General features: G+C 68.1%; 12 protein-coding genes. 6 read left to right on the top strand and 6 right to left on the bottom strand.

What is annotated here, in order from left to right:
- Positions 1-37: 37 nt before the first annotated feature.
- The gene (locus E0T84_RS27090; protein ID WP_138746045.1) at positions 38-2005 is read right to left on the bottom strand and encodes a heavy metal translocating P-type ATPase; all 1968 of its coding nucleotides are present in this window, start codon (positions 2003-2005) and stop codon (positions 38-40) included.
- Positions 2006-2111: 106 nt separating this feature from the next.
- Here E0T84_RS27090 and E0T84_RS27085 point away from each other — a divergent pair, with 106 nt between their 5' ends.
- From E0T84_RS27085 to E0T84_RS27055, 6 genes are all read left to right on the top strand, one after another.
- Positions 2112-2465 carry a metalloregulator ArsR/SmtB family transcription factor gene (locus tag E0T84_RS27085; protein ID WP_070187665.1) on the top strand — a complete coding sequence of 118 codons (354 nt, stop codon included), beginning with the start codon at positions 2112-2114 and terminating at the stop codon, positions 2463-2465.
- A 503-nt stretch (positions 2466-2968) separates the two neighbouring features.
- Positions 2969-3673, top strand: coding sequence for a ZIP family metal transporter (locus E0T84_RS27075; RefSeq protein WP_138746044.1), 705 nt, complete (start codon positions 2969-2971; stop codon positions 3671-3673).
- Positions 3674-3698: 25 nt separating this feature from the next.
- Positions 3699-4484 carry a prolipoprotein diacylglyceryl transferase gene (locus E0T84_RS27070; protein ID WP_138746043.1) on the top strand — a complete coding sequence of 262 codons (786 nt, stop codon included), beginning with the start codon at positions 3699-3701 and terminating at the stop codon, positions 4482-4484.
- Positions 4481-4993 carry a hypothetical protein gene (locus E0T84_RS32470; RefSeq protein WP_249383758.1) on the top strand — a complete coding sequence of 171 codons (513 nt, stop codon included), beginning with the start codon at positions 4481-4483 and terminating at the stop codon, positions 4991-4993. Before E0T84_RS27070 ends, E0T84_RS32470 begins: the two co-directional genes overlap by 4 nt.
- Complete coding sequence (locus E0T84_RS27060) at positions 4990-6561, top strand: radical SAM protein (RefSeq protein ID WP_070944588.1); 1572 nt, start codon at positions 4990-4992, stop codon at positions 6559-6561. The genes E0T84_RS32470 and E0T84_RS27060 overlap by 4 nt, the downstream gene beginning before the upstream one ends.
- 212 nt (positions 6562-6773) lie before the next feature.
- Positions 6774-7778, top strand: coding sequence for an MPT63 family protein (locus E0T84_RS27055; RefSeq protein WP_249383757.1), 1005 nt, complete (start codon positions 6774-6776; stop codon positions 7776-7778).
- A 211-nt stretch (positions 7779-7989) separates the two neighbouring features.
- Here the strand turns inward: E0T84_RS27055 and E0T84_RS27050 are convergent, their stop codons facing one another.
- The 5 genes from E0T84_RS27050 to E0T84_RS27030 all read right to left on the bottom strand — a co-directional run bounded on the left by E0T84_RS27050 (position 7990) and on the right by E0T84_RS27030 (position 12283).
- A complete protein-coding gene (locus E0T84_RS27050; RefSeq protein ID WP_305801204.1) occupies positions 7990-8955 on the bottom strand; it encodes a Ppx/GppA phosphatase family protein in 966 nt (321 codons plus the stop codon).
- Complete coding sequence (locus E0T84_RS27045) at positions 8952-9443, bottom strand: DUF501 domain-containing protein (RefSeq protein ID WP_138746041.1); 492 nt, start codon at positions 9441-9443, stop codon at positions 8952-8954. The genes E0T84_RS27050 and E0T84_RS27045 overlap by 4 nt, the downstream gene beginning before the upstream one ends.
- Positions 9436-10143 (bottom strand): septum formation initiator family protein, encoded by a 708-nt coding sequence (locus E0T84_RS27040; RefSeq protein WP_070944586.1) that lies wholly within the window; start codon positions 10141-10143, stop codon positions 9436-9438. Before E0T84_RS27040 ends, E0T84_RS27045 begins: the two co-directional genes overlap by 8 nt.
- A gap of 28 nt (positions 10144-10171) precedes the next feature.
- Positions 10172-11455, bottom strand: a complete 1284-nt coding sequence (gene eno, locus E0T84_RS27035; protein WP_070944585.1) for a phosphopyruvate hydratase — start codon at positions 11453-11455, stop codon at positions 10172-10174.
- A 96-nt stretch (positions 11456-11551) separates the two neighbouring features.
- Positions 11552-12283: a lytic transglycosylase domain-containing protein gene (locus E0T84_RS27030; RefSeq protein ID WP_171055196.1), complete on the bottom strand. Its 732-nt coding sequence runs from the start codon at positions 12281-12283 to the stop codon at positions 11552-11554.
- Between the last annotated feature and the right edge of the window lie 181 nt (positions 12284-12464).

Genomic DNA, 12464 nt, shown 5'->3' with positions numbered 1-12464 from the left:
ATGGCGCTCCAAAAGTGCGAGTCTGCGTCTGCTCGCGCTAGGAAGGGCGGGGCCACGCGCGGTTGCTCAAGAGCCGCAGGCCGTTGAGCGCCACCAGGATCGTCGAGCCCTCGTGACCGGCTACCCCCAACGGTAACGGCAAGTGCCCCATCAAATCCCAGGTCACCAGCACGGTGATGACGGTGGCTGCGATCACCAGGTTGGCGATGACCAGGCGCCGGGCCCGCTTCGACAACGCGACCACCGATGCGATGGCCGACAGGTCGTCACCGACGGTGACGACATCGGCGGTGTCGACAGTGAGATCGGCGCCGGTGCGGCCCATCGCCATGGACGAATGCGCCGACGCCATGGCCGGTGCGTCGTTGACACCATCACCCACCATGAGCACGCGTCGGCCGGCGGCTTCGAACTCCCGGATCTCGGCCGCCTTGTCCGCGGGCAGCAGTCCGGCCCGCACATCCTCGATACCCAACTGGGCAGCCAGTTGCATTGCCGCGGCGCGGTTGTCACCGGTGAGCAGCACCGGCGAGCACCCGGTCAGGGCATGCAGTGCCCGCACCGCCGCGGCCGCGCCCGGGCGAGCCTGGTCATGTAGCCCCAGCACCCCGATCGCTTGTCCGTCGACCGTCACGACGACGGCGGTCGCCCCGGTGTCCTCGATGTCGGCCACGGCCTGGATCGGTGGCCCCGCATATGCCGCGGGGCTGAGCACCTCTACCTTGCACCCGTCGACGATCGCCTGCGCCCCGCGCCCTGAGCGGGCAGTGAAGCCGGTAGCCTCGGGCACCGCGATGAGTCGGGATGCCGCCTCGGCGACGATGGCTCGCCCGATCGGGTGTTCGCTGAATTGTTCTGCGGCAGCCGCAGTTGCGAGCACCTGGTCAGGGGGCGCACCGGCAACCGTCGACACCTGCGCTACCCGGGGCGCGCCCGTCGTGAGGGTTCCGGTCTTGTCCAGCACGACGACGTCGGTGTCGGCCAGCCGCTCCATGGCCACCGACGATTTCACCAGCACCCCACGACGGCTGGCGTTCGCGATCGCGCACAGCAAGGGCGGCATCGTGGCGAGCACGACCGCGCACGGCGAGGCCACGATCATGAACGTCATGGCGCGCAACAGGGTTGAGCGTAGATCACCGCCCAGCGCCAGCGGGACCGCGAACAACGCCAGGGTCGCCGCCACCACCAGCACCGAATAGCGCTGCTCGATCTTCTCGATGAACAGCTGGGTGGTGGCCTTGGTCGCCGAGGCCGCGGCAACCGCCGCCACGATACGGGCCATCACCGTGCTCGAAGGGTCCTGGGTGACCGTGACCTGCAGCGCACCAGAGGTGTTCAGCGTGCCGGCGAACACGTCGTCGCCCCGTTGTTTGGCAACCGGCAGGGGTTCGCCCGTGATCGAGGATTGGTCGACGTCCGAGGACCCTCCGGTCACGGTGCCGTCGGCCGAGATCCGTTCCCCGGGCCGGACGAGGATCTGGTCGCCGGGCCGAAGCGTCTCAGCGGCAACGACGCGCCGCGCGCCGTCGCCGTCGCCGTCGCCGTCGACCAATGTCGCATCGGGCGGCGCCAGCTCGAGCAGTCCACGCACCGATCTTTCGGTGCGCGTGGTGGCCACGTCCTCCAACGCGCCCGACGTCGCGAAGATGACAATCAGCAGTGCGCCGTCGAACACCTGCCCGATGGCGGCCGCCCCGATCGCCGCCAGAATCATCAACAGGTCGACATCGAGCGTGCGGTCGCGCAACGCCTGCACACCAGACACCGCCGATTGCCAACCGCCGGCGAGATAGCACGCGAGGTACAGCGCCCACCACACCGGCGATGGAGCATCGGCCACCTGCGCGACCACACCGCCCAGCATCAATTCCAGGGCCACAACGGCCCAGCGCACCGAACTCAGCGTCCAGATCCACGTGCCGATCCCGCGCACACCGGCAGGCCGGGTAGCGCCGTCCCGGCCGTCGCGCACCGACAACCGGTCGCTCGACACGGCGGTCATGGACTGCACCCCCTGGTTTCACTCTCTCGCAGCTTGTGAACATTTAAACATGTAGAGATTGGAATGTATCACCAGTATTTTTGACGCGCGTGCTTGAATGAATGCCATGGGCCACGGAGTTGAGGGGCGCGCGACACCGGCAGCGTCCCTCGACGCCGCCTCCGCAGCCAAAGTCGCCGAGACCCTGCAGGCCCTGGCCTCCCCCAACCGGTTGCTCATCCTGACCCGGTTGCGGGAATCACCGTGCTCGGTCACCGAACTGTCGGCCGCGGTGGGCATGGAACAACCCGCCGTCTCCAACCAACTCCGACTATTGCGGGCGCTCGGCCTGGTGACCGGCGACAGGTCCGGCCGCAACATCGTCTACCGGCTTTACGACAGCCATGTGGCACAACTGCTCGATGAAGCCATCTACCACATCGAGCACCTCCGGCTCGGCGCCCGTGAAAGCTCCGCCTGACCCTAAATCAGCTGCAGACAAAGAGTTTCACGCAGTGTTCACCTGAGCGAGCCGCATCGGCGCGGACCATGTGGCAAAAACCCGCACCATTGCCGGAATCCTTTATTTTCAGGGTGGGCCGAACTATTGTGAAGTCGTTATATGTTGATGTCCGCCCATACTCGGGAGTTTGCTGTCGGCCACGCCGGCGGCACCCGCACAATGAGGAGTTGAACAACGATGCGCATCGCAACCAAGGGATCCTGCACCTGCCGCTGCAATGCCTGCGACGGTGGCCACCACTGCGGTAACCCGCCGAACTGCAACGCGCGGCGCTGACGCCGCCGGTGGTCTGTCGTCCGGGCACCCGGCGACAGGCCACCACCCGCGACCCCAACGCCCCCTGATGCTCTGCCCAAAACCTCATCAATCACACCGATCGGTCGTGCGATCTCGCGCTTCGTCACTTTCTCCACTGCCCCCACTTCCCCGGTTCTGAGCCCGCGCGGGCTTATGCTGCGGCTGTGCTCACCGCACTGACCTGGGGACTGGTCGCCGCATCCTCACTGCTCATCGGCGCGGTCGCCGGTGTGGTCCGGGACTGGAATCAACGCCTCGTCGGCCTCGTCCTCGGCTTCGGTGCGGGCGCGCTCATCTCCAGCATCTCCTTCGAACTCGCCGAAGACGGCTTCCGCGCCAGCGGCGCCTGGGCCGTTGCACTCGGCCTGGCCGCCGGAGCCGTGGTGTTCTACCTCGCGGACAAGGCCGTAGATCGATTGAGCCGCAAGGGAACCCACACAGCCGGGCTACCACTGCTGCTGGGTGCGCTACTCGACGGCATTCCCGAGCAGGCCGCACTCGGCATCGGCATCGCATCCGGAGCCGGCGTCAGCCTGGCACTGGTGGTTTCCATCTTCGTGTCGAACCTTCCCGAGTCCATCGGATCGGCCAGCGACATGCGGGCCGCGGGAGATCCGGCCCGCCGGATCGTGGGCGGGTGGGCCGCGATCGCCGCACTGTGCGCGCTGGCCACCGTCGGCGGTTACCAGTTACAGAACCTCGCCGGGGCCCAATTACAGGGCGGAATCAACGGTTTCGCCGCCGGTGCCCTACTGGTCATGCTGGTGGGCTCGATGATCCCCGAGGCCACCGAGAAAGCCGGAGAGAACGCCGGACTGGCCGCCGTGCTGGGATTTGCGGTTGCCGCCGGGCTGTCACTAGCCGGGTGAACCTTTCCCGGGTTAGGTTCGGCGGGTGACTGCCCAGTGGCACCTGGGGCCGCTCAGCGTCGGGGTGCACAACTTGTTCGTCGCCCTCGGGGTGTCCGCGGCATTGCTGGTCTTCGTCTCCGAGGCCCGCAGACGCGGCGCGGTCAACGAGCAGTCGGTCGTCGCCGCGGGCGGCGCGCTGATCGGTGGCGCGATCGGGATGAGGATGACCGGGTGGCTACGGCACCTGGACTTCAGCGCCAATCCGAGTCTGGCGCAGGCCTGGCAGTTCGGCTCGCGCAGCATCCTCGGCGGGCTGCTCGGCGCCTACCTCGGTGTGCTCATCGCCAAACGAGTCGGTGGTTTCCGCGGAAAAACCGGTGATCTGTTCGCCCCCGCAGTAGCACTCGGCATGGCCATCGGCCGCATCGGCTGCCACCTCACCGAAGCCCCCGGCCGGCCCACCACACTGCCGTGGGGCATCCACGCCCCGACCGACACCCCCGAATGTCCGGGATGCCTCACCGGCGCCGCCATGCACCCGTCGTTCCTCTACGAGATCGCCTTCCAGCTCACCGCATTCGCTGTGTTGCTGTGGTTGCGGCCGCGCATCGGCAAGCCCGGGGAGTTGTTCGTTCTCTACGTCGCCGGCTACGCGGTATTCCGATTCCTCGTCGAGTTCGTCCGGGCCAACGAGACCGTATGGCTGGATCTGACCCGCCCGCAATGGTTCCTGCTGCCGTCGTTGCTGATCCTCGGATTTCGGCTGTGGTACGGCCATCGCCGCGGGTACTATCGCAAACCAGCCCACCCTCAGGAGGTGCCCGTATGACGACACCGCCCGGCCCACCTGACGACACACCTCCGCACGGCGGCGGCCCACCGGAGGATTTCGGTCCGCAAAGCTTTGAACCACAGGGCATTCCACCCGCCTATCACGGCGGTCCACCCGCCCCGCCACCGCCGGCCCCTGGCTACCCGGCCTATCCGTACCCACCGGGCTATCCCTACGGCCCACCGCCACAGCCTCAGCGGCGCATCTCCGTCGCCATGGTGATCCTCGGGCCGTTTCTCTATGCCGCACTCAACCTGGTGATCGGTTTCATCGCGTTCATGGGCGCCGGAGCCACCGACAGCGCCGGCGGCAGCGCCAATGCGGTGCTGGGCGGGGCGGCAGTGCTGTTGGCGTTCATCGCCTTCGGCGGCGGGACCCTGATGCTGCTGTCGAAGAACCCGACGGCCAAGGGCCTCGGTATCGGGCTGATGGTCGGCTGGGCCCTGGTTTCACTGTTCACCGCCGGGTTCTGCACCGGCGTCAACCCCGACCTGTACGGCATATGAGCGCCGGAATGGCGTTGCGCGGTGACCGGCTGCACCGGTACGTCACCGCCTTCTGCCCGCACTGTCACGACGAGGCCCCCGAGCGTCCACTGCCCGACGTCGAACGTCTGGCCGGCATGCTCATCGAACGCGACGGCCGCGTCTGGCTCGAACGCGGCTGCCGCACACACGGATTGGTTCGCACCCTCTACGACGAGGATCCCGAGATCCTGTCCTACCTGGAGGAGTGGACCGCCCCGACAAAAGCTCACACGCCCGATGTGGCCGGGAACTTCGACCCGATCCCGTCGGCCTATCTTCGCGGCCTGCCCGAAATGCAGACGCAGCACACCTGCATCCTGCTGGCCGACATCGCCGAGACCTGCAACCTGCGCTGCCCCACCTGCTTCACCGACAGCTCACCCGATCTGCGCCACGTGGTGCCGACCGCCGATGTGTTGGCCAACGTCGACCAGCGGTTGGCGCGCGAGAACGGCCGCCTCGACGTCCTGATGCTCAGCGGAGGCGAACCAACGCTGCACCCCGACCTGACCGAGCTGCTCGACGAGCTGGCGGCCCGGCCGATCACCCGAATCCTGGTGAACAGCAACGGGGTCCGCATCGCCAATGACGACGCACTGCTCGACCTGCTCACCAGGCACCGCGAACGCGTCGAGGTATACCTGCAATACGACGGAGTGTCCGAGCAAGCGCACCGCCACCACCGCGGCGGCGACTTGCGGCGGACCAAGAGCCAAGCCCTACAGCGGCTCTCCGAGCGGGAGATCTTCACCACCCTGGTGATGACCTGCGCACTGGGAGTCAATGACGGCGAGATCGGCGACATGGTCCGACTTGCCCTGGACACCCCGTATGTCGGCGGGCTCACCATCCAGCCGCAGTTCGGCTCGGGCCGCTCCGGTGCGATCGACCCGATGGACCGGCTCACCCACACCGGGGTGCTCAAACGGCTGGGTCCGCAGACCGACGGTGCCGTCACCTGGCGCGACCTGACCGCGCTGCCCTGCTCACACCCGCACTGCTGCTCGGTCGGCTACCTGGTCCGCGACGACGGCGACCAATGGCGCTCGCTGGTGTCGGTGATCGGTGCCGAGAGCCTGAAGGACAAGCTGGGCCTGGTGTCCAATCGCATCGCCGACACCGAGATCCCCCGCCAACTGCGCATGGCGGTGCAGGAGTCCCTGCTCGGCCTGCTCTCGGAGCAGTCCTCGCTGTCACATCCACAGATCGGCGACGTGTGGCGGGCGATCTGTGAGAGCTGCGACCTGGGGATGGGGACACTGCTGACGCTGGCATCCTCAGCCCTGCCGGGACGCCGCCGCAAGATCCGTGCGTTGCTGGGCGAGCGCGTGGTGCGGCTGACCGTGAAACCGTTCATGGACATGTCCACGATGATCGAAGAGCGCCTCATTCAATGCTGTGTGCACGTGGGCACCCGTTCGCCGCAGCCGGACTCGGCCCAGCACCAGTGCGCGCCGTTTTGTGCCGTACAGGCCTGGCCTGCGCTCGGACGTCAACGGTTGTCCCTTTCGGCGGGGCGGGCATTACCGCTCACCGAGATTCGATGAGGCGCCGAACAGGCTGGTCACCTCCGTATCAACCTGACCGCAGTGCTCAGATCCCAGGTCAACGCGGCTTTCTGCCAAGCGCCAATGGCAGAAACTGTGAACTAGTGTTCCTAACCGTCCTCTTAAGCTGCTAACTTGCCATGAAGTGGGTGTCCCACTGCCGGGGGGCCTGCCACCTCTTTTTGGATCAGTCAGGAGTGAATGCCTTGAAGATGACAAATATCAGTACGGCCTTCGCCGCAGCGGCCGTCGCCGCAGCGGCGATCGTCGGTGGCGCCCCGATGGCGCTCGCCGACGACATTGCCGTCACCACCGCTGCGCTCGGCGGCCAGGGCAAGCTGGACGGCGGCACCCAGGTCTGGACGGTGACCGATCTCAAGCCCAGCACCGACACCATCAACTACACGCCCCGCGGCACCCTGTGGGAGGTCACTGCGACCAACGAGGCCCTGCAGGGCTCCGTGACGCCGATCGTCTCCAACTTCAACGTCCGCGCCGCCGACGGCCAGAACTACCGCGCGCTGTTCCAGGTGCCCAGCCAGCAGGGTGTCAACCCGGCCACCCTGGCCCAGGGCCAGAAGACCAGCGGCAAGATCTACTTCGACGTGACCGGTGACCAGCCGACCTCGGTCGTCTACAACGCCGGCGGTAACGACGTCCTGGTGTGGGACAAGGCTGCGGCGCCCGCCGCGGCCCCCGCTGCCAACGCGCCGAAGCGTCAGGCACCCGCCGCCCCGGCTGCCACCCCTGCCGCTCCGGCCGCAGCCCCGTCGGGTGCGACCCCGGCCGCTCCGGCCGCCGCAGGTGCCGGTAGCCGCGCGACGGACCTGCCCGCCGCCACCCCGGCTCCGGGTGCTCCGGCCGCTACCCCGGCCGGCACCGAAGCCGTTCCGGCCGCTCCGGCTCCGGGCGCTCCGGCCCCTGAGTCGACCCCGGTCGCTCATGGCATGCCGGTCGCCGAGGGTGCCCCGGCACCGGCCGCCGCGGGTGCGGGCAACGCCGCCACCGCGGTGACCCCGGCCGAAGGCGTGCCCGCCGAGGGTGCTCCCGCCGCCGTGCCGGGCGCTCCGGCTGCCCCGGCCGCTCCGGCTCCGGACGCTCCCGCTGCTCCGGCTTCCGAGCCGGCGCTGGTTCCCGCCGGCACCCAGCCGGTCGTCACCACGCCCGCCCCGGCCCCCGCGGTCGCCCCGGCGAGCAACCACGGGCCTACGTCCTGATCTAGGCAAACACGGCAACGGCCGGACGCGGGCAACCGCGTTCGGCCGTTGTTTTATGCGTGGAGCCTGCCGGGTCCGCTCCCGCCTGCCCGCCGCTTTCTACACCTGGGCTGCGCCGCCGCGCGAGGTACAGCCCCACGGTAGAAAACGGCGACCAAACGGCGGCCGAGGAATAGAAATTGGCGCGCCCAGAAGCGCATTCAGGAACAGGTCAGGCGATCGACAGCGCGATGCCGTCGAGAATGTCGTGCTCGCTGACCACCAGTTCCCCGATGCCGGCCTCGCGGCCGAGAACCGCCGCCAACTCCTCGACGATGATCGCGCCGCCGCCGATCACATCGGCACGGCCGGCGTGCATCGGCCCGAGCGTCAGGCGCTGCGCCTTGGTCATCCCGATCAGCCGCTCGCACACCCCGAGCAGATCATCGAATCCGATGCGGGACAGGTGAATTGCCTCAGGATCGTACTCAGTCATCCCCTGCGCCAGTGCCGACAGAGTGGTCATCGTCCCGGCCACACCGACCCAGGTGTGCGCCCCTTCGACCGGCACCACGCGCAGCGCATCGGCCAGGCCGTCACGGGCCACCGCTCGAGCCTGCTCCACCTCGGCCGCGGTCGGCGGGTCGGAGTGCAGGCACCGTTCGGTCAGGCGGACACATCCGATGTCGGCCGAGTAGGCGGCCTCTACCGCCGTGCTGCCGCGCACCAGTTCGGTCGAGCCCCCGCCCAGGTCGACCACCACGAAAGGCCCAGCGGTAGGGTCGAGTTCACCGACCGCACCGCGGAACGACAGCTCGGCCTCTTCCGTGCCGGTGATCACCTCGGCCACCGACCCGGGTGCCACCTTGCCCAGCAGCCGCGCAGTCATCGCGAAGAAGTCGTCACGGTTGCCGGCGTCGCGCGCCGCCGAGGTCGCCACCATCCGCACCGCACTCACCGAATGCTCGGCCATCAGAGCCACATAGTCATCCAGTGCGGATTCGGTGCGCGCCAACGCTTCTGGAGCGAACTGCCCCGTGGCGTCGACGCCCTGGCCCAGCCGGACCACCCGCATCTCGCGGTGCACATCGCGCAGCTTCCCGTCCGCGACGTCGGCGATCAGCAGACGAATCGAGTTGGTACCACAGTCGATTGCGCCGACCCGGCGCGAGCCGTCGATTGCGCCGACCCGACTCAAACCCACACCTCCGGATCCAGGATTCCGGCCATCGCCGGCTCAACCGCCAGCCGTGCCAGCGCCTCATCGCCAAAAGGATTGACCCCGCGACCTTTTGCCAACGAGTGGGCCATCACCACGTGCAGACACTTGACCCGATCGGGCATGCCACCACCAGTGAACGTGGTACCCAGCGGTTCGATCGCGTCCCGCTCGGCCAAATACGACTCGTGCGCCCGCAGGTATGCCGCAGCCAGATCCTCGTCGCGCTGCAGCCGTTCGGACATCTCCCGCATCAGCCCGGAGGATTCCAGCCGGCTGGCGGCCGCGGTGAGCGCCGGATGCGTCAGGTAATACAGCGTCGGAAACGGCGTACCGTCGGGAAGCTTCGGCGCGGTCTTGACCACCCCCGGCTCCCCGTTGGGACACCGATAGGCGACCTCCAGCACTCCGCGCGGTTCACGGCCCAACTGCCGTGTCACGGCCTCGATGTCGGCGGGATCAACCATTGGGACCTCGGGGTTCAGCAGGCGGAGGCGGGGCCGGCGGCCCACCCGAAGGAGGCCCACCCGGGGCCGGAGGTCCGCCGATCGTCGGGGAAACCCCGTGCGGCTCATCGGCAATCGTGTGCCACAGCGAGGTATACCAGGGCTGGCCGGCCGGCACTGTCGAGCCGGGAAGCACAGGAGCTCCCGAATCGTCCGACACCAGAGCCCCAGGCGGCAACTGCACTTGGTACGGAGTGTCGCCGGGCATGACGAAACCCAGCCGCTCTCTGGCCTGTGCCGCGATGTACACCGGATCGGCCAGCTTGACCTTCTGCTGCTCCAGGTCGGCGATCTGGGCCCGCAACTGCTGCTCGCTGGCCTTGAGCTGTTTCATCTCGGTGCGCTGGGCGAAGTAGGTGCGGACCGGCCCGGCGATGGTCAGAGTCAACACGCATACCACCGCGGCCAGGATCGCCGCCCGGCGAGCCGTCGACCCGAACCGCTGTTCAGACTGCAGCTCGGCTTGCTGCTGAGCTTGCACCGCAATGGCTTTGGTGACCTTTTCCTCGGCCACCGGATCAGCCTGCGCCGGACGAGATTCAGCTGCCCGGCGGCGGGCCTGTGAAGCGCGCGGCCGCTTCGACTCCCCGGCCTTGCCCGGCTTGCCGGGCCGGGAGGCCGGAGACCTTCGTTTCGGATCGGGCCGCTTCGCTTCGGGCATCGACGTATTGGGTGCGCAGACGCCTGCGTTACTTGGCCTCGAACCGCGGGAACGCGAGATCGCCCGCGTAGCGCGCGGCGTCGCCGAGCGCCTCCTCGATGCGCAGCAACTGGTTGTACTTCGCCACGCGCTCACTGCGGGCCGGGGCGCCGGTCTTGATCTGACCGCTGCCCACCGCGACCGCGAGGTCGGCGATGGTGGTGTCCTCGGTCTCGCCGGAACGGTGGCTCATCATGGTGCGGTACCCGCTGTTGTGCGCCAGCGCAACGGCATCCAGTGTCTCGGTGAGTGTGCCGATCTGGTTGACCTTCACCAGCAGCGCATTGGCGGCGCCACGCTCGATACCGTCCTCCAGACGCTCCGGGTTGGTGACGAACAGGTCGTCGCCGACCAGCTGGATCCGGTCACCGATGGCCGAGGTCAGCGCGACCCAGCCGTCCCAGTCGTCCTCGGACAGCGGATCTTCGATCGACACCAACGGGTAGGAGTCGATCAGGCCGGCGTAGAACTCGGCCATCTGCTCGGCGGTGCGGGTCTCCTTCTCGAAGGCGTAACCCGTACCGTCCGTGTAGAACTCGGTGGCGGCGACGTCCAGCGCCAGGGCCACGTCGCTGCCGAGCTTGAATCCGGTGGCCTCGACGGCCGTCGCGATCAGGTCCAGTGCGGCCTTGGTGCCGGCGACGTCGGGGGCGAAGCCGCCCTCATCGCCGAGACCCGTCGACAACCCCTGCTTCTTGAGCACAGACTTGAGCGAGTGGTACACCTCGGCACCCCAGCGCAGCGACTCCTTGAACGACGGCGCGCCGATCGGGGCAACCATGAATTCCTGGACATCCACCCCCGTGTCGGCGTGGGCACCGCCGTTGAGGATGTTCATCATCGGCACCGGAAGAATGTGTGCGTTCGGCCCACCGAGGTAGCGGAACAACGGCAGCGCGGCGCTGTCTGCCGCGGCCTTGGCCACCGCCAGCGAGACACCGAGGATGGCGTTGGCGCCCAGACGAGACTTATCCGGTGTGCCGTCGAGGTCCAGCAGGGCCTGGTCGACGAGGCGCTGATCGTCAGCGGCCAGGCCGATGATCGCCGGCGCGATTTCGTCGAGCACGGCCTCCACAGCCTTTTCGACGCCCTTGCCGCCGTAGCGGGAACCGCCGTCGCGCAGCTCCACCGCTTCGTGCTCGCCGGTCGACGCACCCGACGGCACCGCAGCCCGGGCGAACGTGCCGTCGGTCAGGGCCACCTCGACCTCGACCGTCGGGTTGCCACGGGAGTCGAGGATCTCGCGGGCTCCAACCTGCTCGATGATGGGCACTGGCTTCTCCTTATTGAGTCCTGCGTGTATGGATGAGACTAGAGCGTGGCCCGCGCGACGGCGTGTTTGGGCGTGTCAGTGGCCTCACTCGTGGTGTCACAGGCCGTGTCCGGCCGCGTACGCCGTCGCCCAGTCCCGGACCATCCGGGCGTACTGCTCGGAGTTGTTGTAGGCCTTGAGCGCCTTCATCCAGCCCCGGGGTGTGGACAGGTCTTTGCCGTACCAGCACAGCAGCCCGGCGGCCGAGAGCGCCGCATCGTCGAAATTGTCCGGGCTGACCACACCGTCGTTGTTGGCGTCCACCCCGAAATGCCCCCAGGTCTCCGGGATGAACTGCATCGGCCCCATGGCGCGGTCCATCAGCGGATCCCCGTCCAGCTTTCCGTTGTCGGTGTCGGGAATGCGCAGGTTGCCCGCGGTCCCGTCGAGTTGCACACCGCGGATCGGCGGGGTGACGTCGCCGTTGCGGGCGATCATCGCGCCGCGGTAGGTGCCGTGGTGGCTCTCAACCATGCCGATGCCGGCCAACGTGGTCCAGGCCAGCCGGCAATTGGGGTTCTCCACCTGGGCCACGCGTGCCGCGTAGGCGTATGCCTCGAGGGCGTTGACGGGCATCCCCAGCGCGGGAGCCCGCTGCGCGGCCCACTCATGCAGCTGATCGGTGGGCCTGCCCTTGGCATAGGTGTCGATCGCGGGCACCGGGTCCCCGGCCGGCGGCGGCACACCCTCGGGAATTGGGGTCCCCAGATGCCACGAACAGCTGGATGCCAACAGCAGCGCTGTCGCAGCAATTACGGCGACAGCCCGCAGCCAACGCACTGGCGACACCGGACTCCCTCAACCCCGCTCTATCTGATGGGCCATCGTCGCATGCGCGCCCATGAACGCGGCGAGCGACGGGTCCGTGCCAGAAGAACGGCAGGTGAAGTCGGCAGGACCCACAGGCGCCCCTGCTAAGGTGAGCCACGCCTTGCTATGGCAAGCCAAGGCTACGTCTTTTATGGTGATT

Origin of the sequence: Mycobacterium sp. DBP42 (genome assembly GCF_005924235.1) — a bacterium.
GTDB classification, from domain to species: Bacteria; Actinomycetota; Actinomycetes; order Mycobacteriales; family Mycobacteriaceae; genus Mycobacterium; species Mycobacterium syngnathidarum.
Note: the sequence above shows the minus strand (reverse complement) of the source record. Positions and strands in the feature narration are given on the sequence as shown.

What these genes read in the sequence shown, in the direction of transcription:
- E0T84_RS27090 (WP_138746045.1), bottom strand. Translation starts at nt 2,005, where the DNA reads ATGACCGCCGTGTCGAGCGACCGGTTGTCGGTGCGCGACGGCCGGGAC.
- E0T84_RS27085 (WP_070187665.1), top strand. Translation starts at nt 2,112, where the DNA reads ATGGGCCACGGAGTTGAGGGGCGCGCGACACCGGCAGCGTCCCTCGAC.
- E0T84_RS32470 (WP_249383758.1), top strand. Translation starts at nt 4,481, where the DNA reads ATGACGACACCGCCCGGCCCACCTGACGACACACCTCCGCACGGCGGC.
- E0T84_RS27060 (WP_070944588.1), top strand. Translation starts at nt 4,990, where the DNA reads ATGAGCGCCGGAATGGCGTTGCGCGGTGACCGGCTGCACCGGTACGTC.
- E0T84_RS27055 (WP_249383757.1), top strand. Translation starts at nt 6,774, where the DNA reads ATGACAAATATCAGTACGGCCTTCGCCGCAGCGGCCGTCGCCGCAGCG.
- E0T84_RS27045 (WP_138746041.1), bottom strand. Translation starts at nt 9,443, where the DNA reads ATGGTTGATCCCGCCGACATCGAGGCCGTGACACGGCAGTTGGGCCGT.
- E0T84_RS27040 (WP_070944586.1), bottom strand. Translation starts at nt 10,143, where the DNA reads ATGCCCGAAGCGAAGCGGCCCGATCCGAAACGAAGGTCTCCGGCCTCC.